Origin of the sequence: Burkholderia sp. RF4-BP95 (genome assembly GCF_001521985.1) — a bacterium.
Taxonomy (GTDB): Bacteria; Pseudomonadota; Gammaproteobacteria; order Burkholderiales; family Burkholderiaceae; genus Burkholderia; species Burkholderia diffusa.
Window position 1 is genome coordinate 75,832 of the sequence record NZ_LOSX01000073.1, and the last position, 25,685, is coordinate 101,516.

At 65.4% G+C, this 25,685-nt stretch carries 25 protein-coding genes and 1 tRNA gene; 17 read left to right on the forward strand and 9 right to left on the reverse strand.

Going from position 1 to position 25,685, the window contains the following annotated elements; genetic code table 11:
- Positions 1-26 precede the first annotated feature (26 nt).
- The 4 genes from WS46_RS24710 (at position 27) to WS46_RS24725 (ending at position 3,851) form a co-directional block, all read left to right on the forward strand.
- The gene (locus WS46_RS24710) at positions 27-1,064 is read left to right on the forward strand and encodes an ABC transporter permease (RefSeq protein ID WP_059692058.1); all 1,038 of its coding nucleotides are present in this window, start codon (positions 27-29) and stop codon (positions 1,062-1,064) included.
- A gap of 75 nt (positions 1,065-1,139) precedes the next feature.
- Complete coding sequence (locus WS46_RS24715) at positions 1,140-2,081, forward strand: ABC transporter substrate-binding protein (protein WP_059534259.1); 942 nt, start codon at positions 1,140-1,142, stop codon at positions 2,079-2,081.
- 43 nt (positions 2,082-2,124) lie between these two features.
- Entirely contained in the window at positions 2,125-3,015 is an 891-nt protein-coding gene (locus WS46_RS24720) for an amidohydrolase (RefSeq protein WP_059692059.1), read from the forward strand.
- A 74-nt stretch (positions 3,016-3,089) separates the two neighbouring features.
- Positions 3,090-3,851, forward strand: coding sequence for a FadR/GntR family transcriptional regulator (locus tag WS46_RS24725; RefSeq protein WP_059534261.1), 762 nt, complete (start codon positions 3,090-3,092; stop codon positions 3,849-3,851).
- 16 nt (positions 3,852-3,867) lie between these two features.
- Here WS46_RS24725 and WS46_RS24730 read toward each other — a convergent pair whose 3' ends face one another.
- Entirely contained in the window at positions 3,868-5,109 is a 1,242-nt protein-coding gene (locus WS46_RS24730; RefSeq protein ID WP_059534263.1) for an FAD-binding oxidoreductase, read from the reverse strand.
- 427 nt (positions 5,110-5,536) lie between these two features.
- On the opposite strand from WS46_RS24730, the gene WS46_RS24735 reads away from it, so the two are divergent.
- The 3 genes from WS46_RS24735 (at position 5,537) to WS46_RS24745 (ending at position 8,103) form a co-directional block, all read left to right on the forward strand.
- The gene (locus WS46_RS24735) at positions 5,537-6,244 is read left to right on the forward strand and encodes a YfiR family protein (protein WP_059692060.1); all 708 of its coding nucleotides are present in this window, start codon (positions 5,537-5,539) and stop codon (positions 6,242-6,244) included.
- Complete coding sequence (locus tag WS46_RS24740; protein ID WP_059692061.1) at positions 6,241-7,509, forward strand: diguanylate cyclase domain-containing protein; 1,269 nt, start codon at positions 6,241-6,243, stop codon at positions 7,507-7,509. The genes WS46_RS24735 and WS46_RS24740 overlap by 4 nt, the downstream gene beginning before the upstream one ends.
- 84 nt (positions 7,510-7,593) lie before the next feature.
- Entirely contained in the window at positions 7,594-8,103 is a 510-nt protein-coding gene (locus WS46_RS24745) for an OmpA family protein (protein ID WP_059534279.1), read from the forward strand.
- A 56-nt stretch (positions 8,104-8,159) separates the two neighbouring features.
- Here the strand turns inward: WS46_RS24745 and WS46_RS34485 are convergent, their stop codons facing one another.
- Positions 8,160-8,780 carry a hypothetical protein gene (locus WS46_RS34485; protein ID WP_082725392.1) on the reverse strand — a complete coding sequence of 207 codons (621 nt, stop codon included), beginning with the start codon at positions 8,778-8,780 and terminating at the stop codon, positions 8,160-8,162.
- 812 nt (positions 8,781-9,592) lie between these two features.
- Between WS46_RS34485 and WS46_RS24755 the strand changes: the two genes are divergently transcribed.
- The 9 genes from WS46_RS24755 (at position 9,593) to WS46_RS24795 (ending at position 20,785) form a co-directional block, all read left to right on the forward strand.
- Positions 9,593-10,708: a branched-chain amino acid ABC transporter substrate-binding protein gene (locus WS46_RS24755; protein ID WP_059692063.1), complete on the forward strand. Its 1,116-nt coding sequence runs from the start codon at positions 9,593-9,595 to the stop codon at positions 10,706-10,708.
- Positions 10,709-10,881: 173 nt separating this feature from the next.
- On the forward strand, positions 10,882-11,808 hold the full coding sequence (livH, locus tag WS46_RS24760) for a high-affinity branched-chain amino acid ABC transporter permease LivH (protein WP_006484734.1): 927 nt from the start codon (positions 10,882-10,884) through the stop codon (positions 11,806-11,808).
- Between the two features lie 11 nt (positions 11,809-11,819).
- A complete protein-coding gene (locus WS46_RS24765; protein ID WP_059534289.1) occupies positions 11,820-13,091 on the forward strand; it encodes a high-affinity branched-chain amino acid ABC transporter permease LivM in 1,272 nt (423 codons plus the stop codon).
- Positions 13,088-13,861, forward strand: a complete 774-nt coding sequence (gene livG / locus WS46_RS24770) for a high-affinity branched-chain amino acid ABC transporter ATP-binding protein LivG (protein ID WP_059692064.1) — start codon at positions 13,088-13,090, stop codon at positions 13,859-13,861. The genes WS46_RS24765 and livG overlap by 4 nt, the downstream gene beginning before the upstream one ends.
- The gene (locus WS46_RS24775; RefSeq protein WP_006484776.1) at positions 13,861-14,562 is read left to right on the forward strand and encodes an ABC transporter ATP-binding protein; all 702 of its coding nucleotides are present in this window, start codon (positions 13,861-13,863) and stop codon (positions 14,560-14,562) included. The genes livG and WS46_RS24775 overlap by 1 nt, the downstream gene beginning before the upstream one ends.
- Positions 14,563-15,673: 1,111 nt before the next feature.
- Positions 15,674-16,228 (forward strand): fimbrial protein, encoded by a 555-nt coding sequence (locus tag WS46_RS24780; RefSeq protein WP_059692065.1) that lies wholly within the window; start codon positions 15,674-15,676, stop codon positions 16,226-16,228.
- A 115-nt stretch (positions 16,229-16,343) separates the two neighbouring features.
- Positions 16,344-17,111 carry a molecular chaperone gene (locus WS46_RS24785; protein WP_156443180.1) on the forward strand — a complete coding sequence of 256 codons (768 nt, stop codon included), beginning with the start codon at positions 16,344-16,346 and terminating at the stop codon, positions 17,109-17,111.
- Positions 17,112-17,273: 162 nt separating this feature from the next.
- Complete coding sequence (locus WS46_RS24790) at positions 17,274-19,835, forward strand: fimbria/pilus outer membrane usher protein (RefSeq protein ID WP_082725393.1); 2,562 nt, start codon at positions 17,274-17,276, stop codon at positions 19,833-19,835.
- 8 nt (positions 19,836-19,843) lie between these two features.
- On the forward strand, positions 19,844-20,785 hold the full coding sequence (locus WS46_RS24795) for a fimbrial protein (RefSeq protein WP_082725394.1): 942 nt from the start codon (positions 19,844-19,846) through the stop codon (positions 20,783-20,785).
- Positions 20,786-21,049: 264 nt separating this feature from the next.
- Here the strand turns inward: WS46_RS24795 and WS46_RS24800 are convergent.
- Positions 21,050-21,134 (reverse strand) — tRNA-Leu (locus tag WS46_RS24800).
- Between the two features lie 140 nt (positions 21,135-21,274).
- Here WS46_RS24800 and WS46_RS24805 point away from each other — a divergent pair.
- On the forward strand, positions 21,275-22,600 hold the full coding sequence (locus WS46_RS24805) for a leucine-rich repeat-containing protein kinase family protein (protein ID WP_059692069.1): 1,326 nt from the start codon (positions 21,275-21,277) through the stop codon (positions 22,598-22,600).
- 44 nt (positions 22,601-22,644) lie between these two features.
- Here WS46_RS24805 and WS46_RS24810 read toward each other — a convergent pair whose 3' ends face one another.
- The 6 genes from WS46_RS24810 to WS46_RS24835 form a co-directional block, all read right to left on the reverse strand.
- A complete protein-coding gene (locus WS46_RS24810; RefSeq protein ID WP_059692070.1) occupies positions 22,645-23,274 on the reverse strand; it encodes a LysE family translocator in 630 nt (209 codons plus the stop codon).
- Positions 23,275-23,366: 92 nt separating this feature from the next.
- Positions 23,367-23,543 (reverse strand): hypothetical protein, encoded by a 177-nt coding sequence (locus WS46_RS36140; protein ID WP_179949184.1) that lies wholly within the window; start codon positions 23,541-23,543, stop codon positions 23,367-23,369.
- A gap of 34 nt (positions 23,544-23,577) precedes the next feature.
- Positions 23,578-24,024, reverse strand: a complete 447-nt coding sequence (locus WS46_RS24820) for a copper chaperone PCu(A)C (protein ID WP_059692072.1) — start codon at positions 24,022-24,024, stop codon at positions 23,578-23,580.
- Positions 24,025-24,076: 52 nt separating this feature from the next.
- Positions 24,077-24,442: a copper homeostasis periplasmic binding protein CopC gene (copC, locus tag WS46_RS24825; protein ID WP_059527065.1), complete on the reverse strand. Its 366-nt coding sequence runs from the start codon at positions 24,440-24,442 to the stop codon at positions 24,077-24,079.
- 226 nt (positions 24,443-24,668) lie between these two features.
- The gene (locus tag WS46_RS24830; protein ID WP_059692073.1) at positions 24,669-25,046 is read right to left on the reverse strand and encodes a DUF2946 domain-containing protein; all 378 of its coding nucleotides are present in this window, start codon (positions 25,044-25,046) and stop codon (positions 24,669-24,671) included.
- Positions 25,047-25,150: 104 nt separating this feature from the next.
- Positions 25,151-25,645, reverse strand: coding sequence for an SRPBCC family protein (locus WS46_RS24835; protein ID WP_059527059.1), 495 nt, complete (start codon positions 25,643-25,645; stop codon positions 25,151-25,153).
- Positions 25,646-25,685: the final 40 nt, after the last annotated feature.

Here is a 25,685-nt window from a genome sequence, read left to right on the forward strand (position 1 = left end):
GACGCCGATCCTTAGGCCTACCGACCATGTCAAACGATACGCATCCCGTCCCGCCCCTTGCCACCGGCGACACGCCGGCCGCCGCATCGAGCCTGAAGGCGCGCTTTTTCAACCCGGCCGCGCGGCAGAAGCTGCTCGCGTTCGCGAGCCTCGTGCTGCTGATCGTGTTCTTCAGCTTCGCGTCGTCGAACTTCCTCGAAGTCGACAACCTCGTGGCGATCCTGCAGGCCACCGCCGTAAACGGCGTGCTGGCCGTCGCGTGTACCTACGTGATCATCACGTCGGGCATCGACCTGTCGGTCGGCACGCTGATGACGTTCTGCGCGGTGATGGCCGGCGTCGTGCTGACGAACTGGGGCATGCCGCTGCCGCTCGGCATCCTGGCCGCGCTGTGCTTCGGCGCGCTGTCGGGCAGCGTGTCGGGCTTCGTGATCGCGAAGATGAAGGTGCCCCCGTTCATCGCGACGCTCGGGATGATGATGCTGCTCAAGGGGCTGTCGCTCGTGATCTCGGGTACGCGGCCGATCTACTTCAACGACACGCCGGGCTTCACGTCGATCGCGCAGGATTCGCTGATCGGCAGCCTGATTCCCGCGTTGCCGATTCCGAACGCCGTGCTGATCCTGTTCCTCGTCGCGGTCGGCGCGTCGATCGTGCTGAACCGGACCATCTTCGGCCGCTACACGTTCGCGCTCGGCAGCAACGAGGAAGCGCTGCGGCTGTCCGGCGTGAACGTCGACGCGTGGAAGATTGCCGTCTACACGTTCAGCGGCGCGGTGTGCGGGATCGCCGGGCTCCTGATCGCGTCGCGGCTGAATTCCGCGCAGCCCGCGCTCGGGCAGGGCTACGAGCTCGATGCGATCGCGGCCGTCGTGATCGGCGGCACGTCGCTGTCGGGCGGCGCGGGCAGCATCGTCGGCACCATCATCGGCGCGTTCATCATGAGCGTGCTGACCAATGGCCTGCGCATCATGTCGGTCGCGCAGGAATGGCAGACGGTCGTCACGGGCGTGATCATCATCCTCGCCGTCTACGTGGACATCCTGCGCCGGCGCCGCCGCTGACGCACGCACAACACACATGTGCTTCACCGCCGGCCCGTCCGGCATTTCAGTCGATACCAACCAAGGAGACGCGAAGTGATCAGGAGCAAGGTGTTGAACGCGATCGTCGGACTGACGTTCGCCGTGGGCGTGACGGCCGGCGCGCAGGCGCAGGAAACCTACATCCCGCTGATTTCGAAGGGCTTCCAGCATCAGTTCTGGCAGGCCGTGAAGGCGGGCGCGATGCAGGCGGCGAAGGACTACAAGGTGAAGGTGACGTTCGAAGGCCCCGAAACCGAGGCGATGGTCGACAAGCAGATCGACATGCTGTCCGCCGCGATCGCGAAGAAGCCGGCGGCGCTGGGCTTCGCGGCGCTCGACAGCAAGGCCGCGCTGCCGCTCCTGAAGAAGGCGCAGGCCGAGAAGATCCCGGTCATCGCGTTCGACTCCGGCGTCGACAGCGACATCCCGGTGACGACCGCCGCGACCAACAACAAGGCCGCCGCCGCGCTCGCCGCCGACAAGCTCGCCGCGCTGATCGGCGACGAGGGCGAGGTGGCCGTGGTCGCGCACGACCAGACGAGCCGCACCGGCATCGACCGTCGCGACGGCTTTCTCGAACGGATGAAATCGGCGCACCCGAAGGTGCGGATCGTGACCGTGCAGTACGGCGAAGGCGACCAGCTGAAATCGACCGAAGTGACGAAGTCGATCCTGCAGGCATACCCGAAACTCAAGGGCTTGTTCGGCACCAACGAAGGCTCGGCGATCGGCGTGGTGAACGGCGTGCGCGAGATGAAGCGCAAGGTCGTGATCATCGGTTACGATTCCGGCAAGCAGCAGAAGGACGCGATCCGCAGCGGGATGATGGCCGGCGCGATCACGCAGAATCCGGTCGGGATCGGCTACAAGACCGTCGAGGCGGCCGTGAAGGCGATCAAGGGCGAGAAGCTGCCGAAGGTCATCGATACCGGTTTCTACTGGTACGACAAGACCAACATCGACGACCCGAAAATCACGGCGGTGCTGTACGACTGAACGTGACGTGACACGGCGAACGACGGCGAAACGCGAGGACACCATGGGCGCAGTGCGCATCGATTCTCATCAGCACTTCTGGCGTTATCGCGCGGCCGAATTCCCGTGGATCGGCGCCGGGATGGGCGTGCTTGCCCGCGATTACATGCCCGACGCGCTGTGGCCGCAGATGCATGCGCAGGCGCTCGGCGCGTCGATCGCGGTGCAGGCGCGTGTCGGACGCGACGAGACGGCGTTCCTGCTCGATCTCGCCCGCGACGAAGCGCGCATCGCGGCCGTGGTCGGTTGGGAGGACCTCGGTGCGCCGGCGCTCGCCGACCGTGTCGCTGAATGGCGCAGCCCGAAGCTGCGCGGCTTTCGTCACCTGCTGCAGGACGAAGCCGACGTCGGCGCGTTCGTCGCGGATCCCGCGTTCAATCGCGGCGTCGCCTGGCTGCAGGCGAATGGCTACGTGTACGACGTGCTCGTGTTCGAACGTCAGTTGCGCGACGTGCGCGCGTTCTGCGCGCGGCACGATGCGCACTGCCTCGTGCTCGATCACGCGGGCAAGCCCGCGCTCGCCGAGTTCGACCGCGACGACACCGCGCTCGCCCGCTGGCGCGCCGGGCTGCGCGAGCTGGGCGCGCTGCCGCACGTCGTGTGCAAGCTGTCGGGGCTCGTGACCGAAACGGACTGGCGGCGCGGCCTGCGCGGGCAGGACATCCGCCATATCGAGCAATGCCTCGATGCGGCGCTCGACGCGTTCGGCCCGCAGCGGCTGATGTTCGGTTCGGACTGGCCCGTGTGCCTGCTCGCAGCGTCGTACGACGAAGTGGCGTCGCTGGTCGAACGCTGGGCCGAAGCGCGGTTGTCGGCGGCCGAGCGCGACGCGTTGTGGGGCGGTACGGCCGCGCGGTGCTATGCGGTGCCGGGCGATACGAAGCCCGGCATATAGAATAGGCGCGAACGGCCTGACGCTCCCGCATTCGTCAGGCCGTCCGCCACGCAACCGCTTACCTGTATCAACGTATGTCCATCCAGCCGATTCAGAACCGCCGCCTCTACCAGCAGATCGCCGACAAGCTCAGCGCGATGATCGAGTCAGGCGACTTCCCGCCGGGCAGCTACCTGCCGCCGGAGCGCGAACTGGCCGAGCAGTTCGGCGTGTCGCGCACGTCGGTGCGCGAGGCGCTGATCGCGCTCGAGGTGAACGGTCTCGTCAGCGTGCGTGTCGGCGACGGCGTGAAGGTGCGCCAGCCCGAGGCGGCCACCGCACCGCAACCGCAGATCGACACGACGGTCGCGCCGTTCTCGATCGTCGAAATCGATCCGGAGCTCGGCATCGCGATCGACCTCGATACCGAAATCCCGCCGTTCGCGCTGCTGCAGGCGCGCCGGCTGATCGAGCCGGAAGCCGCGTCGCTCGCCGCGAAACATGGCTCGGACGCGCAGATCGAGGGGATTCACGAGGCGTTCCTGCGCAACCAGGAAGACAACCGCAGCGGCTCGCTCACGCATCCGGGCGACCGGCTGTTCCATATCCGTATCGCGGAAGCGAGCGACAACCCCGCGTATGCGCTGATGATCAAGCAACTGCTCGCGCACAAGTACGACCTGATGTTCCAGCGGCTGCAGTCGCTGTACATGCCGAACGACATGCCGCATCGATCGGAGCTCGAACACCGCGCGATCCTCGACGCGATCCGCGCGCGCGACCCGGAGGCCGCGCGCCGCGCGATGGCCGAGCATCTCGACGAAGTGATCCGGATCTTCGGCCGCGCGCTCGACTGAGCGCGGGCGATCGGCATCAGAAGCGGTCGGCGCGGTAGGGCGTCGGATCGGTGAACGGCGTCTCGCCGGTCATCATCTCGGCCAGCAGGCGGCCGGAGACGGGGCCGAGCGTCAACCCGTGATGGTTGTGCCCGAACGAGAACCACAACCCGCGATGCGCGGGCGCGGGGCCGATCACCGGCCGCATGTCGGGCGTGCACGGCCGGAAGCCGAGCCACGGGTGCGGGTCGAGCCGCTCGCCGAAGCCGAACACCGGGCGCGCGACGCGTTCCGCGCGATCGAGCTGCACGCCCGTCGGCGGCAGGCCGCGCCGGGCGATTTCGACGCCGGTGGTCAACCGCAATCCGCGCCGCATCGGCGCGATCACGTAGCCGTATTCGCGATCGACGATCGGTGCCGACGGCGCGCCGCGTTCGGACGGCGCGTAGTGCATGTGATAGCCGCGCTTCTCGCGCAGCGGAATCTTGTAGCCGAACTTGCCGAACACCGTGTCGGACCACGGGCCGAGCGCGACGACGACGGCCGGCGCAGCGATCCTGCCGTCGTCCGTCGTGACCTGCCAGCCGGGCGACAGTGCGTCGAGGCTCGCGGCATCGCCGGTGAGCAGCGTGCCGCCGCCTTGCACGAAGAGTTGCGCGTAGGTTTTGACGAGCGCGGACGGATCGACGACGCTTTTCGGATCGAGCCAGTGCAGCGCGCCGCAGAAGCCCGCGGCGAGGCTCGGCTCCTGTGCGCGAAGTGCCGCGGCATCGAGCGGTGTGATGCCGAGCCCGTGGCGGCGCGCGGTGAGTCCCGCATCGGCGACCGCGCGCTCGAACGCGGCCGGCGTGCGGAACGCTTCCATCCAGCCGCTGGCGCGCACCAGTTCGCCGGCGCCGGCGCGCGCGATCAGCGCGTCGTGCTCGACGATGCAGCGCTCGATCAGCGGCAGCATGTCGCGCGAGGCTGCCGCGTGACGCAGCGGCGCCGATTCCCACCAGAAGCGCGCGAGCCACGGCGCGAACGCGGGCAGCGACGCGCTGTGCCAATAGAGATCGGTGGAGCGGTTGAGCGCATAGCGCATCAGCGTGAACGGGCTGCGCGGGAACGGATACGGTTCGATCGACGAGCGCTCGATCAGCCCCGCGTTGCCGAAGCTCGTGCCTTCGCCGGGCGCGCCGCGGTCGACGAGGGCGACCTTGCGGCCGCGATCCTGCAGGTGCAGCGCGGCGGAGACGCCGATGATGCCCGCGCCCAGAACGATGACGTCGAAGTCCATGAGGGAAGACGAGATAGACGGTTGATGATCGACACTCGGCGTCGGCGACGCGCGCGACGGTCCGGTGCGCGGAACTGCAATCGAATGATCAGCAAGGATACTCGGGAACGCGGTGATGTGCGAATTGCGCTGCGACTTCCCCCGTCTTCGCATCAGTGCGTGGGGGAAACCGGTCCGGCGTGCCACTGCGGAACGTATGAAGTTTGCGTCGCACGGTCGCCCCGTCAGCCGAGCAATCCCCGGCATCGCATCGCCACGAACGGCGCCGATTCCGCATACTTTCCGACATGAATCGCGGGTGTATCCCACTGGTTTGGGATACGAATTTTTACCTAAGATGGAAGCACTCGTGCGCGCGACACGGTGCCTGCGCGCGCACGGCAGGCAGGAGGCAGGGCCGGGAACGACTGCAGCAGATGTTTCCATCATGGATGCGAGTGTGTGCGCGACGGCCGCGAGTCATGCGGCCGCATCGACGCCAGCGGGCGCGGCGGCAATCGCCGCGCGGACGGCGTCCGGCCGGTCGGGCCGAGTCGCCGGATTGCGCCACGCGTTCATCGCAATCGTTTGCGTTCTGAGCGTTGCCCCGGCCGTTCTTGCCGGGGCGCCTGGCGATGCCGACGAGCCGAACGACACGGTGCGGCTCGTCGGCACCACGACACCCGTCAATCCCACGAGTCCCGCCTTTTCGTCACACGACTCCGCCGTACGCCAGGTCGTGCTCGGCATCGTCAGTTTCACGCGCTGGCCGACGACGCCCGTTCGCCTGCATCTGTGCGTGACGGGCAGGCCCGACTACGCGGGCGACCTGACCGACTCGATGCAGGCCGGCTCGACCGTGCTCGACGTGCAGCGGGTCCGCTTCGACGACCCCGCGCTCGGCGTCGCATGCGACGTGGTGTATCTCGGCGCGCTCGGAAACGACGAGCGAAAGCGGGTGCGAACCGCGCTGGTCGGCCGTCCGGTGCTGACCATCGCCGAACACGATCCGTCATGCACCGCGGGCAGCATGTTCTGTCTCGCGGTCGAAGGCGAACACGTCACGTTCGACATCAATCTCGACGCCGTCGCGCGCAGTGGCGTGCGCGTGCATCCGAATGTGCTCAATCTCGCGCGGCGGACGCTGACGCCATGACACGTTCCGCACCCTCCATGTCGCCTTCGCGTGTGTCGCGCCCGACGCTGCAAAGCGTGTTGCGCCGCGCGCATTTGCGCCTCGCGTTCGTCGCAGTCGCGATGGCCGCCGTGTCGCTGATCGTCGTCGCCGTGATCGCGCTGCGCGCGTACGCCGGCAACAACCTGAACCTGCTGGCGCGCTCGCTCGGTTACACGGTCGAGGCGGCGCTCGTGTTCGGCGACCGCGTCGCGGCGAACGAGGCGATCGCGATGATCGCCACCGACGAGGACGTCGCGCAGGTGGTGGTCACAGATGGCAAAGGCCAGTTGTTCGCAACATGGAAGATGCCCGCCGAAGGGCGGATCGCCCGGCTCGAGCGCGGCGTCGCCGCGCTGGCGCTGCCCGGGCCCGTGAGCGCCCCGGTGACGCACGACGGCATCGTCGTCGGCCAGGTCATCGTGCGCGGTCGCGGGCATCAGTTCTTCGGATTCCTGCTCGGCGGCATCGGCGGCATTCTCGGCGGCCTGGCCGTCAGCGTGCTCGGCGCGTATGTCAGCTCGAAGCGTTTGCTGCGCAACATCGTCGCCCCGCTGCGCGCGCTGGCCGGCGTCGCGCACGCCGTGCGGCGCGAGCGCGCGTTCGCGCGCCGCGTCGAGCCCGTGGCGATCGCCGAACTGAACCAGCTCGGCGACGACTTCAACGCGTTGCTCGACGAATTCGAAGACTGGCAGAACACGCTGCGCGACGAAAACGCGTCGCTCGAACACAAGGCCACGCACGATGCGCTCACGGGGCTGCCCAACCGCGTGCAGTTCGAGTCGCGTCTGTCGCTTGCACTCTGCGACGCCGTCGTGACGGGGCAGCGGGTCGCGATCCTGTATCTCGACTGCGACCGCTTCAAGGAAATCAACGACGGCCTCGGCCACGATGCCGGCGACGCGGTGCTGATCGGCGTGGCGGCGCGGTTGCGCGCGCAGGTGCGCGAGACCGATCTCGTCGCCCGGCTGGGCGGCGATGAATTCGCGGTGATGCTGACGGCTGTGCGCGATACGGACAGCGTGTGCCGGATCGCCGACGAGATCTTGTCCGGCATGGTGCCGTCGATCGAACTGCCCGACGGACGCATGGTGGCCACCATGATGAGTGCCGGTATTGCGCTGTATCCCGATCATGCGTCCGACGCGAGCGGCTTGCTGCGCGCGTCGGATGCCGCGATGTACCGCGCCAAGCGTGCGCGGCCGGGGTCGTGGCAACTGGCGGAGGGCATGGCGGGACGGGTTTGATGTCTATCGTTTCGCGCCGCGGGCGAGGCCGCGGCGGCGGGATAATAAGCGCGCGCGAAGCGGGCGCGTACGAAGGGGTCGATCATGGATGACTCGTTGCCTGTGAGCATTGGGAGGATGTGCGTCGCGAGCGCGGTGCTTCTGTGCCTGCTGCTCGGCGGATGCAAGACGCCGCCGCTTCATCGGGGGCTCACGCAGACGCAGGTCACGGCGCTGAAGTCGGCCGGCTTCCAGGAGACCGAGCAGGGGTTCGAGTTCGGGTCGACGGGGCCGATTCTGTTCGATTTCGATCGGTACAACCTCAAGCCGGATGTCAGGCGGATCGTCGAGCGGATCGGCAGGACGTTGAGGTCGGCGGGGATCAACGGCGTGCGGGTTTATGGATACTCCGACGAGGAAGGGGAGGCTGCCTACGATCTCGAGTTGTCCCGGCGGCGGGCGGAGGTGGTGGCGATCGAGCTGGTGGACGTGGGGCTCGACGGGAAGCGGATTGCGGTTGTCCCGAAGGGGAAGAGCGATCCGGTGGGCGATAACCGGACACCGGCCGGGAGAATGCAGAATCGGCGGGCGGCGATCGTGGTTTCGCCGAGGTGAGGGGCGTCACGTCCGGATGATCAGCGACGTCAGCAGTCACGACCCGCCACCAAACATCACCAAGCGATATTGCAAGACGACCGCGACGCTCCCGCACCACCCGTAGCCGTGCAATGCGAACCCGCGCCGTTGTCGTAGAACGTCCGCGTCACCGGCTGCGGCATCGATGGGTTGTACGGATTGGGCGCACCGTGCGGACCGCGCGCGGCATCGAAAGGCCGCGTGGGCGGATACGAATTCCTGCCGCCAGGCGCTTGCGACCCGTTGGCCCTCAGATAATCAGTCCAGTTCTGCGCGCGCTGTTCGTATCGGGGCAATGCGCGACCGAAGCTATCGCTGCCGCCCGCGCCGAGCGCAACGCGATTCGAAGGCCATACGGAATCGCCGGCCCTGTGTTCAACCGAAGGCTGCGGCTCGAGCGTATCGCCCGAAACCCGCAACGGCCGCGTATCAGGCGTATCGAACGGACTACGTTCAGCCCGCGCCGCGTACTTCGCGCGCCGCGTCGTTAGCGCGGCACGCGCGTCATCCCTGGCGACAGCCCGGCGTTCCGAGCGAAACATATTGGCCCCGCCGGAACGATCGACCAGCGAATCGCGGCCCGAGGCGTCGGCAGTCGAAACAGAAAGCGCACAAGCGAGCGCGGCGGCGGAAGAAAAACGGAGAGGATGATTCATCGGGATCCGAACCAGGTGATGTGCAATGAGAAAAAACGGCAGATCACTGGCTGGCGGCTCGGCGACGTATGGGCGTCGAAGCGGCCCTGAAGCGACTGCGAATCGCGGAAGGGGCGACTCACAGGAAGGCTGGCTGGATTGCAGAAGCGAGGCCGTATTATTTCATAAAAATCACAAACAGCTTTCGCATTACGGGTAAATGTCGGCAAAAAGAAGGATTGGCGGCGCGGTCGCATCGCCCAGACACGGTGCGCGCCGACACAATCATCAGTTGATTGATCGTCGGCGATCGGACCCTAAGCATCCAAAAGTGCACACGACGCACGACGACAAATCGCCGAAACCTAAACCCGGCAAGGAATTCATCGACAAGCCCACCCAAAATCGCAACCCAATTGCACCCGCCGCAAACGTTCGCCGCCCGCCTCAGTTGCTCCCGCATCGCCACCTTGCGCGAGTCAAGTTTCTCCGTGTTTTCCCTCATGGAGGCGGCATTTTTGACAGACGATTTGAAAACCCCCATATAATTTCGACTGCCTTGCCAACGGCTGTCGGACCATCCCTCCGGACGAGCAGTTGGCAAGCGGGGCAGGCGAAACGCTTGCGCAATGCAAGACGCATCACGATGTCTTTCCGAACCAGACGTCCCCTTTGGGGGACTGCAAGAGCCGGGCCCCGCTACGCAACATCCATCCGCAGGTCCGTCTTCATGTGTCTCGGGCGTGTCCCATGTCCTCGCCCCGGGTGCTGTTCGATTGCGCAAGTCATGCCGCCTTTGCCCGTATGACTAAACAACATCGAGGAGCTCCCAGATGACGCTGTCCCGTCTTACGTCCATTTCCGCCGCCGCCGTGCTGTTCGCCGGCGCCGCCGCCGCGCAAGCGGAAACCGTGAAGATCGCCATCGCTGGTCCGATGAGCGGCTCGGTCGCCCAGTACGGCGACATGGTGAAGGCCGGCGCGCTGACCGCGATCGAACAGATCAACGCGGCCGGCGGTGCGGGCGGCAACAAGTTCGAAGTCGTGCAGATGGACGACGCATGCGAACCGAAGCAGGCCGTCGCCGTCGCCAACAAGATCGTCAGCCAGAAGATCAAGTACGTGATCGGTCACGTGTGCTCGGGTTCGACGATCCCCGCATCCGACATCTACGAAAACGAAGGCATCGTGATGGTCACGCCGTCGGCCACCGCGCCGCAGCTGACGGAAGGCAAGAAGCGCCACTTCATCTTCCGCACGATCGGCCGCGACGACCAGCAAGGCCCGGCCGCCGCGCACTACATCATCAACAACGTGAAGCCGAAGAAGGTCGCGGTCCTACACGACAAGCAGTCGTACGGCCAGGGCATCGCGTCGTCGGTGAAGAAGGACCTCGAAGCCGCGAAGATCCCGGTCGTGCTGTTCGAAGGCATCAACGCCGGCGATTCGGACTACTCGGCGATCATCACGAAGCTGAAGTCGCAAGGCGTCGATTTCGTCTACTTCGGCGGCTACCACCCGGAAATGGGCCTGCTGATGCGCCAGGCGCGCGAGCAGGGCGTGAAGGCCACGTTCATGGGGCCTGAAGGCGTGGGCAACAAGGACGTGACGGCAATCGCCGGCCCGGCTTCGGAAGGCATGCTGGTCACGCTGCCGGCCGACTTCTCGGCCGACCCGGCCAACGCGGCGCTCGTGAAGGCGTTCGCGGACAAGAAGCGCGACCCGAACGGCCCGTTCCAGATGCCGTCGTACGCAGCGGTGAAGATCATCGCCGACGCGATCGCCGGCGCGAAGACGACTGACCCGACGAAGGTCGCCGCGTACATGCACAAGACGACGTTCGACACGCCGATCGGCAAGGTCGCGTATGACGCCCAGGGCGACCTGAAGGCGTTCAAGTTCGTCGTCTACACGTGGCACAAGGACGCGACGAAGACCGCCGCCAAGTAACAACGGAGTATCCGCCCGCGCGCTCGCTCTGCCCGTAACCCGAGCGGAGCGCGTGCGCATTTGGCCGTTCCGCGGCCGACGGGCGGCCCGAGACGACACCGTGCGTTGCGCGCGGCCGAACGCCGTGATCCGGCGACGGCATGCGACCCAGCGCCAACGGGAGCTTCCCGCACATGACTGACTTCTTTCCTCAATTCGCCCAGCAGCTGGTCAACGGCCTGACGCTGGGTGCGATCTATGCGCTGATCGCCATCGGCTATTCGATGGTCTACGGCATCATCGGCATGATCAACTTCGCCCACGGCGAGATCTACATGATCGGCGCGTACGTGGGCCTCGTGACCCTCACCGCCATCGGCATCTCCGCCGGCTATCCGCTGCCGCTCGTGCTCGGCGCCGCGCTGATCGTGTCGGTGATCGTCACCGGCCTGTACGGCTTCGCGGTCGAGCGCGTCGCGTATCGGCCGCTGCGCGGCGGCCCGCGCCTCGTGCCGCTGATCTCCGCGATCGGCATGTCGATCTTCCTGCAGAACTACGTGCAGATTGGCCAGGGCGCGCGCGACGTGTCCGTGCCGGTGCTGATCTCCGGCGCGTTCGACATCCACCTCGGCGGCGACTACGACGTGACGATTCCGTATGCGCGTCTGTTGATCGTCTGCGTGACGATCGTGCTGATGATCGCGCTGACGCTGTTCATCTCGCATTCGCGGATGGGCCGTGCCTGCCGCGCATGCGCTGAAGACATGAAGATGGCGAACCTGCTCGGCATCGACACGAACCGCGTGATCTCGTTCACGTTCGTGCTCGGCGCGATGCTGGCGGCCGTCGGCGGCGTGCTGATCGGGCTGACGATCGGCAAGCTGAATCCGTACATCGGCTTCGTCGCGGGCATCAAGGCGTTCACCGCCGCGGTGCTGGGCGGGATCGGCAGCATCCCGGGCGCGATGCTCGGCGGCGTGCTGCTGGGCCTCGCCGAAACCTTCGCCGCAGGCTACATGCCGGCCGAGTACAAGGACGTCGTCGCGTTCGGCCTGCTCGTGCTGATCCTGCTCTTCCGCCCGACCGGCCTGCTCGGCAAGTCGGACATCGAAAAGGTTTGAGGGAGACGCAGATGAGTCAAGTCATTTCCGTTCGCCGCCCGGCCGCCGACGCTTCGGTCGGCCAGGCGCTGAAGAATGCCGCGGCCGCCGCGCTGCTGACGGCGATCCTCACGATTCCGGTGCTCGGCCTGCAGTTGAAGCTCGACGGCTATCAGGTCGTGCTGACGCCGCACTGGCGTCCGGTGTGGATCGCGGTCGCGGCCGTGTTCCTGTTCCAGTTGTTCAAGCCGTGGCTCGTGCGCGCGAAATCCGCAGTGAAGCTGCCGGCGATGCCCGCGATGGGCGCGCAGCAGCAGCGCGCGATCATCTGGGTGCTGCTCGCGGTCGGCCTCGTGTGGCCGTTCTTCGGTTCGCGCGGCGCCGTGGACGTCGCGACGCTCGCGCTGATCTACGTGATCCTCGGCCTCGGGCTGAACATCGTGGTCGGTTTCGCGGGGCTGCTCGATCTCGGCTATGTCGGGTTCTACGCGGTCGGCGGCTATACGTACGCGATGCTGAACCAGTATTTCGGGCTGTCGTTCTGGGAGTGCCTGCCGATCGCGGCGATCGCCTCGGCGACGTTCGGCTTCCTGCTCGGCTTCCCGGTGTTGCGTCTGCGCGGCGACTATCTCGCGATCGTCACGCTCGGCTTCGGCGAAATCATCCGCCTGCTCGCCAACAACCTGACGAGCCTCACGGGTGGCCCGGACGGCATCTCGAGCATTCCGAAGCCGACGGTGTTCGGCTTCGAGATGGCGCGCTCGGCGAGCGTCGAGGGCGCGAAGACCTTCCATGAGCTGATCGGGCTGGAATACAGCGGCGAGCACATGGTGATCTTCCTGTACCTGATCGCGCTGGTGCTGGTCGGCTTCACGCTGTTCGTGACGAGCCGCCTGATTCGCATGCCGATGGGGCGTGCGTGGGAAGCGCTGCGCGACGACGAGATCGCCTGCCGCTCGCTGGGTCTCAACCCGACGCGCATCAAGCTGTCGGCGTTCACGCTCGGCGCGGCGTTCGCGGGCATCGGCGGCGCGTTCTTCGCCGCGCGTCAGGGCCTCGTGAATCCTGAATCGTTCACCTTCATCGAATCGGCGCTGATCCTCGCGATCGTCGTGCTCGGCGGGATGGGTTCGCAGCTCGGCGTGATTCTCGCGGCGATCCTGCTGACCGTGCTGCCGGAAGTCGCGCGCGGCTTCGCCGAGTACCGGATGCTGATCTTCGGTCTGGTGATGGTGTTGATGATGATGTGGCGTCCGCAGGGCCTGCTGCCCGCGAGCCGTCCCCACGTGGAGCTGCCGCAATGAGCGCGAATACGGAACTGTTGAAGGTCGCCGGGCTGCAGATGCGCTTCGGCGGGTTGCTCGCGGTGGACGGCATCGATTTCGACGTGCGCTGCAACGAGGTGTTCGCGATCATCGGGCCGAACGGCGCGGGCAAGACCACGGTGTTCAACTGCGTCGGCGGCTTCTACAAGCCGACCGGCGGCGACGTCGTGCTCGACGGCCACGCGATCGCCGGGCTGCCGAGCCACAAGATCGCGCTGAAGGGTCTCGTGCGCACGTTCCAGAACATCCGCCTGTTCAAGTCGCTGACGGTCGTCGAGAACCTGCTCGTCGCGCAGCATCGCAAGGTGAAGTCGGGGATGCTGCACGGCCTGTTCGCGACGCCCGCGTATCGGCGCGCGGAGAAGGAAGCACTCGAGCGCGCGGCCGTATGGCTCGACCGGATGGGGCTGACGGCGGTCGCCAACCGCCAGGCCGGCACGCTGTCGTACGGGCACCAGCGTCGCCTGGAGATCGCGCGCTGCATGATCACCGAGCCGCGCCTGTTGATGCTGGACGAGCCGGCGGCCGGTCTCAACCCGCAGGAGAAGATCGAACTGCAGCACCTGATCGACAAGCTGCGCCGCGAGTTCGGCGTATCGGTGCTGCTGATCGAACACGACATGAGCCTCGTGATGGGCGTGTCGGACCGCATCCTCGTGATGGAGCACGGCCGGCCGATCGTGATCGGCACGCCGGAAGCGGTTCGCAACGACCCGCGCGTGATCAAGGCGTATCTGGGGGAAGAGTGATGCTGAAGCTGGAACAGGTCCATACGCACTACGGCGCGGTCGAGGCGCTCGCGGGCGTGTCGATCGAGGTGAACAAGGGCGAGATCGTCACGCTGATCGGCAGCAACGGCGCCGGCAAGACGACGCTGATGATGACCGTGTGCGGCACGCCGCGCGCATCGTCGGGCCGCGTGCTGTTCGAGGGCAACGACATCACCGCGATGTCGACGCACCAGATCATGCGACAGGGGATGGCGATCTCGCCGGAAGGACGGCGCGTGTTCCCGAGCCTGACGGTGCTCGAAAACCTGAAGATGGGCGGGTTTTTCGCGAGCCGTCACGAGATCGACGACGGCATCGAGCACGTCTTCAAGCTGTTTCCGCGCCTGAAGGAGCGCGCGGCGCAGCGGGCCGGCACGATGTCGGGCGGCGAGCAGCAGATGCTGGCGATCGGCCGTGCGCTGATGAGCAAGCCGCGCCTGCTGCTGCTCGATGAGCCGACGCTCGGTCTCGCGCCGCTCGTGATCGCGCAGATCTTCGACATCATCCGGACGATTCGCGACGAGGGCGTCACGGTGTTTCTCGTCGAGCAGAACGCGAACAAGGCGCTCGGCGTGGCCGATCGCGGCTACGTGCTCGAAACGGGGCGCGTGGTGCTCGCCGATACGGGCGCGAACCTGCTCGCGAACGACCGGATCAAGCAGGCGTATCTCGGCGGTTGATGCTGGATGCCGCCGGCCTGCAACGGGCCGGCGGCACTCGGTACTGTCCGCGCGACACCGACGTCAGGAACAGTCGCAATCCATCGCCCGGCCGGTCATTTGCGGCCCGATCGCGTGCCGCCGGGCCGTTCATATCAGTGAGCGCGTTTCCCCCTTCGGATTATGCGTGCTCAACATCCCCGCCAGCTCTGGGAGCGATCCGCTCTCCCCAACCGTTAATCATTGTCAAACCGCGCTTATCCCAAATTTTATGAGATGAAATTAGGATGATTCTTATATCGTGCGCGGATTCCAGAAAAGTATCATTTAAATAGTTTAGTTGCCGACGGGAAATTTTACTGCTGCGCACTGCAAGAAAATGGAAGTATGAAGGGTTGCCTTGGTCGGTTGTTTGCGATGGGGTAATTCTGAATTCGCCGGCGTTTGATCGAATTTACGCGAGGTGTGCCAAGCGCCGATAACCAGATCGTCATCGCAATGCAATCCGCGTATTGCAATGGCGAATACCTGTCGCCCACGGTCAAGCCGCTGCCGGCAGCGCGGCCGTCAAGAAAAATAATAAGGGCAGATGCCGGCTGGGATGAGCGTCGAGAGAGAACGCGGTTGCGCTTCCACACCCGTTCGGCTCGTCTGTCAACAGAGGCCGCCGGGTATCCGAGCAAAGGCAAGCGTGCAATGCGCAGAAGGCCGGGCCGATAAAAACCGGCGTGAAGCGCGATCTCGAACTGATCAAGCGCGCAGTTCGGGCATCGGCTCAACACATCTTTTGCCGGTTTTCCGGGCGGTGGGCCCGGGGCGCTTTCCTGCAGGCGCCGAGATCGACGCGGGTTTGGGGCGGATGCTGTTGTCTTGCGGGTGTATCGGTAAGTCGTTGACTTAGTTATTGACTTGTAACGAAACCCGAAAGATGTATATCGGCGCGATTCGCTCTGGAATGGCCGGCCGGCCAGGATTGTGTAGTGGCATAGGCGTCGCGCTCCATTGATAAAAAAGATCTTTGTAAATGTGGGCGCTTATCCGGATAAATAAATCGATTGGACTTTATCGGCGCTGTGGGAGGTAAGTCTGGATTTTTTTATTCGTTTGTTTGTGTAACCTGAGGGAATCTCAAATGAAAAAAATCACCATGTTGATGTCCGCTGTCGGCCTGGCAGCCGCGTTCGGCGCGAATGTCGCACACGCATCGGACGGCTCGGTCCTTTTCCAGGGCGCGGTCATTGCCTCGACGTGCAAGATCAGCAACGTCTCAGCCAACGGCAATGTCACGGTCATGCTGCCCAATGTCGGCACCGCGCAGCTTTCCGCAGCGGGCAAGAGCGCAGGCCGCACACCGTTCAGCTTCCAATTGACGGGGTGCAGCACGGCGGCTTATGCGCCGACGCAAGTCGCGGTTGCGTTCGAGCCCGGTCCTGCCGTGAACCTGGCAACGGGCCGGCTGAAGCCGACCGGTACGGCGAATCCGGCGGCCAATGTCGAAATCGGGCTGCTGAACGACACGTATCAGCCGATCAAGGTCGGTGCGGCTTTCGAGGATCAGAGCTCGCAGGTAGTGAAGATCGTCGACGGCGGCGCGACGCTGCAATACGCAGCGGAGTACGTGGCGACTGGCGTGGCGACGGCCGGTGACGCGAGCACCTATGTCACGTATTCGCTCGTGTACCCCTGATTCGGAAATGAGCTGAATTGGCGGCTGGCCATCCTCCGCAGTGGCCAGCCGAGGTTCGGATCGACAGGCTGTCAGATTGGCCGCGCATCGGAACAATTCCCAGAGGATAGGCAGAATGAAATTGAGGAATCCATACAAAAAAGCGTTTTCGATGATGGTATTCGGCACGCTGGCGATTCTGACGCTGATGTTGCCGTTGACCGAAGCGTCCGCCAGCGTGGTGCTCTCCGCTACGCGGATCGTCTTCGAGGCCAAGGACAAGGAAGCCACGATTCAACTGGTGAACGAAGGGAAACAGCCGTCGCTCGTGCAGGCATGGATCGACGATGGCGACATGCGTGCGTCGGTCGATGAAATCGACGTTCCGTTTGTGGTGACACCGACCGTGTTCCGCGTGGAGCCCGGGAAGGGCCAGGCGCTGCGGATCATTTACAGCGGCGAACCCTTGCCGGCCGACAAGGAGTCGTTGTTCTGGCTGAACGTGCTCGACGTGCCGCCGAAGGCGGCGGCTACTGAAGACCGGAACGTATTGCAGGTCGCTTTTCGGTCGCGCATCAAGCTGATGTACCGGCCGGCCGGTCTGTCCGGGGATTCTGCCGAGGCGCCGAAGGCGCTCAGATGGAGCCTCGTCCGCGACGACAAGCAGCAAATCGTTCTGAAGGCGGAAAACCCGACGTCCTACGTCGTCAATCTGGGCAGCGTCACGCTGAATGTGCGCGGCAAGCCGTTCACGGCAGGAATCGGCCACATCCTTCCGGGCGAGACGGCAACGTTCCCGGTCAAGGGGCTCGGCACCCGTGACGTTGGCGATGCGACCGTGACGTACAGCAGTGTCGACGACTGGGGAAGCGGTCGTGCGCATGAGGCGGCTGTCGCGCACTGATGTCGGGAGAAGAAGGACCGCAGTCGCCCCACCGACGATGTCGGCGTGAAAAAAGAAAAGCGATGCTCTTCAGAGAGGGAAATCATAGTGCGTCGGCGTACCAGTTTGCCGCAAGAGAATCGGCCCAAGCTGAAATCGATTTGCGCGGCGTGCCTGATCGCGATGGCGGGATGGCAGGCAGAGTCTGCATATGCGACGACGCAACAACTCGCGCAAACGGAATTTGCCCAGGTTGAGTTTCAGGGGGGATTCCTGAACAACGCGAGCGGCGGGATCGATGTATCGCGCTACGCGCGCGGCAACGTCGTGCGTGCCGGAAAGTACATTCCGGACGTGTATGTCGACGGCCGTTGGATCGGGCGGTTCGAATTGACGTTCAAGTCGGCGCCCGGCGTCGCCGATGCGCAACCGTGCTTCGATCAGTCGATGCTCGAGACGATCGGCATCGACGTCGAGCAACTGTCCGAGGAGGTCCGGACGACGCTCGGCCGGCCCGGTGCATGCATGCGCGTTGGCGAAGCGCTTCCGGAGGCATCGGTTGAATTCGACTTCGGCAACCAGCGCGTCGATCTGAGTATCCCGCAAGCGTCGCTGCGGCGGCACGCGCGTGACGCGGTGAATCCGGACCAGTGGAGCGCCGGCGCGCCGGTCGCGATGCTGGGGTATAACGTCAACGTCTACAATTCGCACGTCAAGGGCGCAGCAAGCAACACGCAGGGCTACGTGGGTCTTGACGGCGGCTTCAATTTCCAGCGCTGGCATTTTCGTCACAGCGGCTCGATGAACGTGGACAACCGCGGTCGGACGCGTTACGAAGCGGTCTCGACCTATGCGCAGCGCGACCTGACGTCCTGGATGTCGCAACTGGTGATCGGCGAATCGTACACGTCGGGCGATCTGTTCGATTCGACGTCGTTTCGCGGCGTGCGCGTCTATACGGACGACCGTATGCTGCCGGAGTCGCAGCGCGGTTATGCACCGGTCGTGCGGGGTGTCGCCAACACCAACGCGAAGGTGACCGTCATGCAGAACGGCGTGAAGCTGTACGAAACGACCGTTGCGCCGGGCGCGTTCATCATCGACGATCTTTATCCGACCGGTTACGGCGGCGATCTGCACGTCTCCGTGATGGAGGCCGACGGCTCGGTGCATTCGTTTACGGTGCCGTATGCCGCGGTTCCGTTGTCGCTGCGTCCCGGGCAAAACCGCTACAGCTTCACGGCCGGTTTCGTGCGCAACCTTCCCGAGACGACGCCTTTCTTCACGCAGGCAACCTGGCAGCACGGCTTCACCAACATGCTGACGGGCTATGGCGGCGCGACGGTCGCGGAGGGCTACGCCGCCGCGATGCTCGGCGGCGTGCTCAACACGTCCTGGGGCGCATTCGGCGTGGACGTCACCCATGCCGTGACGTCGATTCCGCGCGAGCGACGCTATTCGGGACAAAGCGTCCGCATCAACTACGCGAAACAGATCGATACGACCGGCACGAACATCGCCATTGCGGCTTACCGCTATTCGACGGACGGTTTTTTCGGTCTGAACGATGCGATGTCCGCGCGCGACCAGGCCAAGGTTTTCATGGGCTCGGCGGGAATATACCGGCAGCGCAATCGCATGTCGTTCACGATGAGTCAACAGCTCGGCAGCAAGGGCGGCAGCCTCAACGTGACCGCATCCGCGATGACGTACTGGAATCGCAGCGGGTCGGACGTCGACTATACGATCGGCTACAACAACAGCTTCCGCGATGTGTCGTACAACCTGTCGGCGACCCGCCAGCGCGACGCGTGGGGGCGATCGAGCACGTTACTGTACGCAGGCCTGACCATTCCGCTCGGATCGAAGCGGCCTGCGATGCTGTCGCTCAACTTCAATCGCGACACGCAAGGGTCGACGCGGGCGCAAACGAGTCTGTCCGGCGCGCTTGGGCGCGAAGGCAATTTCTCGTATGGCGTGAACGTCGATCACGATGCAAGTCGTGGTCGATCACAAACCGCCGGCGGCGCGAACGCGATGTATCGCGGCTCGATTGCGGACGTCAGCGGCAGTTTCGGTGTCAGCACGGATTTTCAGCAATTCTCGCTGGGCTTGCGCGGCGCGATGGTCGCGCATCCGGGCGGCGTCACGTTGTCTCAGCCGTTGTCGGAGACATTCGCGATCGTCAAGGCGCCCCATGCGGAAGGGGCGCGCGTCACGAACATGTCGGGCGTGCGCGTCGGGCGCAACGGCTATGCGGTCGTGCCGTTTCTGTCGCCGTTCAGGATGAACGAGATCACGCTCGATCCGAAGGGGTTGTCGACGGATGTCGAATTGCAGGAAACGAGCCAGCGCGTCGCGCCGCTCGCGGGCGCCGTGCCGCTGCTCGAGTTCAGGACGACGTTCGGTCGCTCGGCGGTGATCCGCATGCATCGGCCAGATGGCGCGCCGGTGCCGTTCGGCGCGTCGGTCGTCGATCAGGATGGCGCGGATATCGGTGTGGTGGGGCAGGGCGGCAAGCTCTTCGCACGCGGATTGTCGGAGCGCGGCGATCTGTTCGTGGAGTGGAATGGCAGTGGCGAAAAGTCGCTCTGCAAAGTCTCGTATGCGCTTCCTGAACGGCGCGCCAGGCAGGGTCGGGGCGCCGGCGGGCTGCCGCAGCGCGTCGAGTTGCCGTGTGTATCGGTGGAACACGCGAATTACCGGCCGAATCTCTCGACGGGTGATTCGGCTCAACCCTCGTGAGGAAACGTATGAAGACAATTCGAGGCGTGGTCGCCGGTGTCTGGCTTTTCGCGTTGGGCGCGTTCGTCTATTCGCCGTCAGGTGTCGGACAAACGGTCACGCCAGTCAAGCTGTGGTATTCCCCGTGGGGTTCCCCTCTTTCCATTCCGACCACCGCGCCGCCAGGGACCGTCGTGCTGCGCGCGCTCATACCGGTCGACTGGATGGCCTTATGCGGTCAACCATCATGCGAGATCACCAGCGTCACGCTTTACGACAAGGGTCTTGCCACCAACCCTCCGATCGCCGGCCCTGACATCAGTTCGCGAAACCCGGGTTTGAAAATGCAGGTGCTGTTCGATGGTCAGCCGGTTACGTCGAGCTCGGTCGGCGTCAAACCGTCGCGTGTGGAGTTGATCGCGATCAGGACATCGAGTGCCGTGTACACGACTGGCCTCTCATACCTGACGACGACCGGCATGACGGTGTTCGGCGTCGGCGGCGGCTCATCGTTCAGCGTGAATGCCGGTCAGGCGCCGGTTACACCGATCGTCGGAACGTGCAATGTTCCGGACAAGACAGTGAATTTGCCGCAAACGGTCGTGTATCAATTTGGTGGCGTTGGTACGACAACGAATGTCGAAGTGCCGTTCGACTTGCAGATGGAAGCGTGCCCGGCCGGTTACAACCATGTTGGCTACACGCTGGCGCCGGCCGGTGGGGCTCCGGCTTCCGCCAATGGCGTGCTGCCGAACGGCCCCGGGACGACGGCTTCCGGTGTCGCGATCCAGTTGACGGACCCGGGCGGCACGCCGGTTCAGTTCAACACGCCGATGAACCTCACCTCGTATGACACGGCGACGGGTGGGTCGTACACGGTTCCGCTGGTTGCACGATATATCCAGACAGCCGAGACAATCGGCGTGGGCGCCGTGACGGGCGTCGTCGAGGTCCTGATGGATTATCGCTGACGGCTTTCCGGTCGCGCGCCCGGAAAGCCGGGAAGTAGCGAGCGCGGCGCCGGGTGGACGGCTGAGGAAGCGGAAGTCGGGACTCGCGTCTGAGGTGGCGGTGGCGATGTCCCCGTGCGACGACGTGGATATCTCCTTGGACGTCCGGACTATCGCGGCGCATCGCCGGATCGCAACGGTATTGCCGCAGACAACAAAAAACCCGCGAAGCCATGCGCTGTCGCGGGTTTTTTACAGATGCACGAAACACGAAAAAGCCGTATATGGTGCCGACGGCGAGACTCGAACTCGCACAGCTTTCGCCACTACCCCCTCAAGATAGCGTGTCTACCAATTTCACCACGTCGGCACTGCAAGGGGGCGAATTGTAGCGTTACATTGCGCGTTTGTGAAGGGGGTATGACACGGCGAGCGGATACGCGAAAGCGATCCCGGTAGAATTCGGGCGACCGGTCCGACGACCATCGCCATGGCTACCCGTTTTCCACCGTGACCACCACCCTCGAACAACTGCAGGCCGGCCAGCTGTCGGGCGCCCGGCAACTCAAGCTCGCATGCGGGCTGACCGAATTTCCGCGCGAGATCTTCGATCTGGCGGACACGCTCGAAGTGCTCGACCTGTCCGGCAATGCGCTGTCGGCGCTGCCGGACGACCTGTCGCGGCTGCATCGGCTGCGCATCCTGTTCGCGTCCGGCAATCGCTTCACCGAATTTCCCGACGTGCTCGGCACATGCGCGCAGCTCGACATGATCGGCTTCAAGGCGAACCAGATCCGCACGGTGCCGCGCGGGTCGCTGCCGCGCGCGCTGCGCTGGCTGATCCTGACCGACAACGAAATCGATGAGCTGCCCGCCGGGATCGGCGATTGTTCGCGCTTGCAGAAGCTGATGCTGGCGGGCAACCGGCTGCGCGCGTTGCCGCCCGAAATGGCCGCGTGCCGTGCGCTCGAACTGGTGCGGCTGTCGGCGAACCGGCTCGACGCGCTGCCGGATTGGCTGTTGCGCCTGCCGCGCCTCGCGTGGCTCGCGTCCGCGGGCAATCCGTTCGGCACCGCGCCGGAAGCAGCGGCGTCGGCCGAGCCGGGCGTCGCGGACATCGACTGGACGTCGCTCGCGTTCGAACAGAAGCTCGGCGAAGGCGCATCGGGTGTCATTTATCGCGCGCAGTGGCGCGCGGACGGCCAGGTGCCGCGCGCGGTCGCTGTCAAGCTGTTCAAGGGGGCCGTGACGAGCGACGGCCTGCCCGATTGCGAAATGGCCGCGTGCCTGCACGCCGGGCGTCATCCGAACATGATTCCGGTGATCGGCAAGGTGCACGGCCATCCGGAGGGCGCGCACGGCCTCGTGATGGAACTGGTCGATCCGGCGTTGACGAACCTCGCCGGGCCGCCGAGCTTCGCGTCCTGCACGCGCGATGTATATGGGGCCGATGTGCGATTCGCGCCGGCCGAGGCATCGCGGATCGCGCTCGGCATCGCGTCGGTTGCAGCGCATCTGCACGCGCGCGGCATCATGCACGGCGACCTGTACGCGCACAACATCCTGCACGACGGTAACGGCGGCGCGCTGCTCGGCGATTTCGGCGCGGCGTCGGTCTACGACGTGAACGACCGCGTGCGCGCGGCACGGCTCGAACGGCTGGAAGTCAGGGCGTTCGGCTATCTGCTCGGCGAGTTGCTGGCGCGCTGCGAGCCGCGTGCGAGGGAAGGTTCGCATGCACTCGACGCGCTGGCGGCCGCCTGCTTGAACGAGGAGATCGACGCGCGGCCGTCGTTCGGCGAGATTGCGGCCGTGCTGGCCGCATCGAAGGGCTGACGGTTCCGCCCGCGCCGTGGCGCCGGCCGTCGCCGCAGGAATGCTTACGCCTGCCGCGCAGTCAGCAGCTTGATCCCGAGGCCGACGAACAGCAGCCCGCTGGCGCGCTTGGCCGCGCGTACCCACGGGCCGACGCCGATGCCGCGATGGAGCCGGCGCACGCCGAACGAATAGACGCTGTGCACGACGACGACGGTGCATGCGATCGTCACGTACATCACGACGAACTGCATCGCGAGCGGGCGATCGTGTGCAATGAACTGCGGCATGAACGCCGACAGGAAGATCATCGTCTTCGGGTTGCTGCCCGACACGAACAGCGCTTCGCGGAACAGCTTCCTGCGGTCGGGCTCGACGATCGCGGCCTGGCCGTGGGGCGAGCGCGCGTTGCGGTCGCCGCGCAGTTGCCGGATGCCCAGAAAGATCAGGTACGCGGCGCCGACGACCTTCATCGCGACGAACAGCGGCGGCATCGCGGCCAGCACCGCGCCGACGCCGAACGCGACGAGCATGACCACCGCGCCTTGCGCGACGAGGTTGCCCGCGATCGTCGCGGCGGTGCCGCGCGAGCCGTAGCGCACCGTGTTGCGGATGACGAGCAGCACGTTGGGGCCCGGCGACAGCGTCGTCGCGAGATAGGCAGCGGCAAACAGCATCCAAGTCTGAATGGACATGCGTTGCTCCGAGAGGCGGTTCCGGCGGTCGGGATGAAGCGATGATGCCACGCCAAAATGACGCGGACCGCCGCCGGAACCGGCGCGGCGCGTCAGCGTGCGTCGCGCACGCAGTATGCGGAGATCGACGACGGCGAATCGATCGCGGACGGCCGCGTCATCCACGCGATCCACGCCGCCCATAACCCGCAGGCGATCAGCACGGCGACGTTCAGCGGCGTCCGGTAGCGGACGATCAGGGTGGCCAGCGGCACGCGTTCCTTGCTCATGTGCATCTCTCCTTCGGTCGTTGCGGATGCGGCGTTACTGGCCGGTGTAGGAGGGCGCTTTCGCGTCGCAGGTCACGGACACCGTCGCGCCGTCGGCGAAATGCAGCCGGAGCGGCACCTTCGCGCCGGGCGCGACGGGCTGGCGCGGTTCCTCCAGCATCACGTGATAGCCCTTCGGCCTGAACGTCACCGTGCCGTGCGCGGGCACGTCGACCGTGTCGACGTGAACCATCTTCGCGGTGCTGCCGGCCGTCTGGGTTTCGTGCATCATCGCCATCCCGAACGCGGGCGTATCGACGCCCGTGAGCGTGACGGGCTTGTCGCCGTCGTTCTTCAGCGTGAAATAACCGGACGACGGCACCGTCGCCGGCATCGTGCGGATCCAGCATGCATCGGCCTGGACGGCCGATGCGGCGAACGTGGCGGGCGCCTGCAGCGCCAGCAGTGCAAACAGCAGGCTGGTCGGAATCGAGCGTTTCATCGAGTGTGTTCCTGATCGGGTAGGGAAGGTCGCCGCGCGGGCATCGTGCGCGTTATTTCACCGTGAACGTGTAGCGGCCCTGCGTGCGGTGCCCGTCGCTCGCCACCGCGACCCATGCGACCGTGTACGTACCAGGCGTCAGGTTCGCCAGCGCCACATGCATCCGCTTCCGGTTGCCGGCGTCGATGGCGGATTTCCCGTCGGCGACCGATTGTCCGTGGCTGTCGGTGACGGCGATCGAACTGAATGCGGGTTCGAGCGTTTCGCTGAAGTCGATCGTGACCGCGTGCGGCGCGCTCGACAGCGCGGCGTCGGCGGCCGGTTCGAGGTTTTTCGGGTGTGCGTGCGCGTGAGCGGCCTGGGCGACGATGAAGCCGAGTGCGACGAGTGCGCCGCGGACGAAAGCAGTGGTTTTCATGACGGGATGATCCGGTTGGAAATGACAAGGAGAACGATGCATTCGACGAACGGCCGCGCGTTCGTGCACGCGCAACCGCCGGAGGCGGGCGAGCGCACGCACGGCGCGACGCCGCGAGCGATACGGTCGAACATGAGATCGTCCTTCGAAACGTGACACGGCATGCACGCGCAGCGCGCGTGCGGACGGCGTGATGCGCGACGGCATCACGCGCGGTGACGACGAATCAGGACGCGAGCGGCGGGGCGCGCGGTTGCGCGGCCGTAAGCGGCTGCGAGCGGCGCAGGCTTTCGAAGCGGGTTGCTTCGCGATGCCGGAGCGGTTGGAAGTTGGCCGCGAACGTCAGTTCGGGCGCGGGCAGGGCGGGTGTATGGGCGAGCAGGCTGCAATAGCCGCAAGCCTGCAGATGGGCCTGCAGGCTTTTCGACGACGCATCGCCGGCATGGTTGCCGCCCGCCGGCCCGGCCGTGCAGTAGCCGGCAAGCAGCGAATCGACGCGGTCTTGCGTCGTCAGCGCTTGCGAGATCGTCGGCGCGAGCGCCGTCATCAGGATGGCGAGCATCCCGATCAGACTGACGATCTTCCGGAAACGACGACTCAGCATGCGATGCGCGGGGCGGCGTATGAACGACGATGGAGCGGATTATGCCACGCACCCGCCGCGAGGGCATGCGGGCACGCGGATTCCGGGAATGATGCGCGGCACGCTTACGCGTGCTTCGCGAGATATTTCGTGATCAGCATCATCTGCGCGGCCCAGCCCTGATCGTTCATCTCGCGCGCCTTCGCGCGACGCGTTGCGATCAACTGGTCGAAACCCGTTTCGGTGATCGTCAGCAGCGTGCCGCCGTTCGCTTCGGCGAGTGCGAAAGTGACGAGCGTCATCGGCTCGGACGCGTAATCGACGTTCGGATCGATCGCGAACGGGTGCCAGCGAAAGGAAAACCGTTGCTTCGGCTCGACGCGATCGACGACGATTTCGAACACGGTGCCGGCATACGGCTCCTGTGCCCTGGCGACGTCGTCGTCGACGCGCGTCGGCGTGATGCGGCCGAACAGCGGCCGGTCGGCGACGAACGGTCCGTCGAACGTCACGCCGAACCAGGTGCCGAATTCCCCGGCATTGCTGACGGCTTCCCAGACGCGCGCCAGCGGCGCGGCGAGCAAGGCTTGTTTCTCGATGCGATCGGTGGACTGGGTCATCGCGTTCTCCTGACGGGCATGCTTGATGCGGGACGGCGCA

What these genes read in the sequence shown, in the direction of transcription:
- WS46_RS24820 (WP_059692072.1), bottom strand. Translation starts at nt 24,024, where the DNA reads ATGAAACGCTCGATTCCGACCAGCCTGCTGTTTGCACTGCTGGCGCTG.
- WS46_RS24755 (WP_059692063.1), top strand. Translation starts at nt 9,593, where the DNA reads ATGACGCTGTCCCGTCTTACGTCCATTTCCGCCGCCGCCGTGCTGTTC.
- WS46_RS34485 (WP_082725392.1), bottom strand. Translation starts at nt 8,780, where the DNA reads ATGAATCATCCTCTCCGTTTTTCTTCCGCCGCCGCGCTCGCTTGTGCG.
- WS46_RS24785 (WP_156443180.1), top strand. Translation starts at nt 16,344, where the DNA reads ATGAAATTGAGGAATCCATACAAAAAAGCGTTTTCGATGATGGTATTC.
- WS46_RS24740 (WP_059692061.1), top strand. Translation starts at nt 6,241, where the DNA reads ATGACACGTTCCGCACCCTCCATGTCGCCTTCGCGTGTGTCGCGCCCG.
- WS46_RS24830 (WP_059692073.1), bottom strand. Translation starts at nt 25,046, where the DNA reads ATGCTGAGTCGTCGTTTCCGGAAGATCGTCAGTCTGATCGGGATGCTC.
- WS46_RS24810 (WP_059692070.1), bottom strand. Translation starts at nt 23,274, where the DNA reads ATGTCCATTCAGACTTGGATGCTGTTTGCCGCTGCCTATCTCGCGACG.
- copC (WP_059527065.1), bottom strand. Translation starts at nt 24,442, where the DNA reads ATGAAAACCACTGCTTTCGTCCGCGGCGCACTCGTCGCACTCGGCTTC.
- livH (WP_006484734.1), top strand. Translation starts at nt 10,882, where the DNA reads ATGACTGACTTCTTTCCTCAATTCGCCCAGCAGCTGGTCAACGGCCTG.
- WS46_RS24775 (WP_006484776.1), top strand. Translation starts at nt 13,861, where the DNA reads ATGCTGAAGCTGGAACAGGTCCATACGCACTACGGCGCGGTCGAGGCG.
- WS46_RS24790 (WP_082725393.1), top strand. Translation starts at nt 17,274, where the DNA reads ATGGCGGGATGGCAGGCAGAGTCTGCATATGCGACGACGCAACAACTC.
- WS46_RS24710 (WP_059692058.1), top strand. Translation starts at nt 27, where the DNA reads ATGTCAAACGATACGCATCCCGTCCCGCCCCTTGCCACCGGCGACACG.
- WS46_RS24765 (WP_059534289.1), top strand. Translation starts at nt 11,820, where the DNA reads ATGAGTCAAGTCATTTCCGTTCGCCGCCCGGCCGCCGACGCTTCGGTC.
- WS46_RS24835 (WP_059527059.1), bottom strand. Translation starts at nt 25,645, where the DNA reads ATGACCCAGTCCACCGATCGCATCGAGAAACAAGCCTTGCTCGCCGCG.
- WS46_RS24795 (WP_082725394.1), top strand. Translation starts at nt 19,844, where the DNA reads ATGAAGACAATTCGAGGCGTGGTCGCCGGTGTCTGGCTTTTCGCGTTG.
- WS46_RS24720 (WP_059692059.1), top strand. Translation starts at nt 2,125, where the DNA reads ATGGGCGCAGTGCGCATCGATTCTCATCAGCACTTCTGGCGTTATCGC.
- WS46_RS24725 (WP_059534261.1), top strand. Translation starts at nt 3,090, where the DNA reads ATGTCCATCCAGCCGATTCAGAACCGCCGCCTCTACCAGCAGATCGCC.
- livG (WP_059692064.1), top strand. Translation starts at nt 13,088, where the DNA reads ATGAGCGCGAATACGGAACTGTTGAAGGTCGCCGGGCTGCAGATGCGC.
- WS46_RS24745 (WP_059534279.1), top strand. Translation starts at nt 7,594, where the DNA reads ATGGATGACTCGTTGCCTGTGAGCATTGGGAGGATGTGCGTCGCGAGC.
- WS46_RS24780 (WP_059692065.1), top strand. Translation starts at nt 15,674, where the DNA reads ATGAAAAAAATCACCATGTTGATGTCCGCTGTCGGCCTGGCAGCCGCG.
- WS46_RS24735 (WP_059692060.1), top strand. Translation starts at nt 5,537, where the DNA reads ATGGATGCGAGTGTGTGCGCGACGGCCGCGAGTCATGCGGCCGCATCG.
- WS46_RS24730 (WP_059534263.1), bottom strand. Translation starts at nt 5,109, where the DNA reads ATGGACTTCGACGTCATCGTTCTGGGCGCGGGCATCATCGGCGTCTCC.
- WS46_RS36140 (WP_179949184.1), bottom strand. Translation starts at nt 23,543, where the DNA reads ATGAGCAAGGAACGCGTGCCGCTGGCCACCCTGATCGTCCGCTACCGG.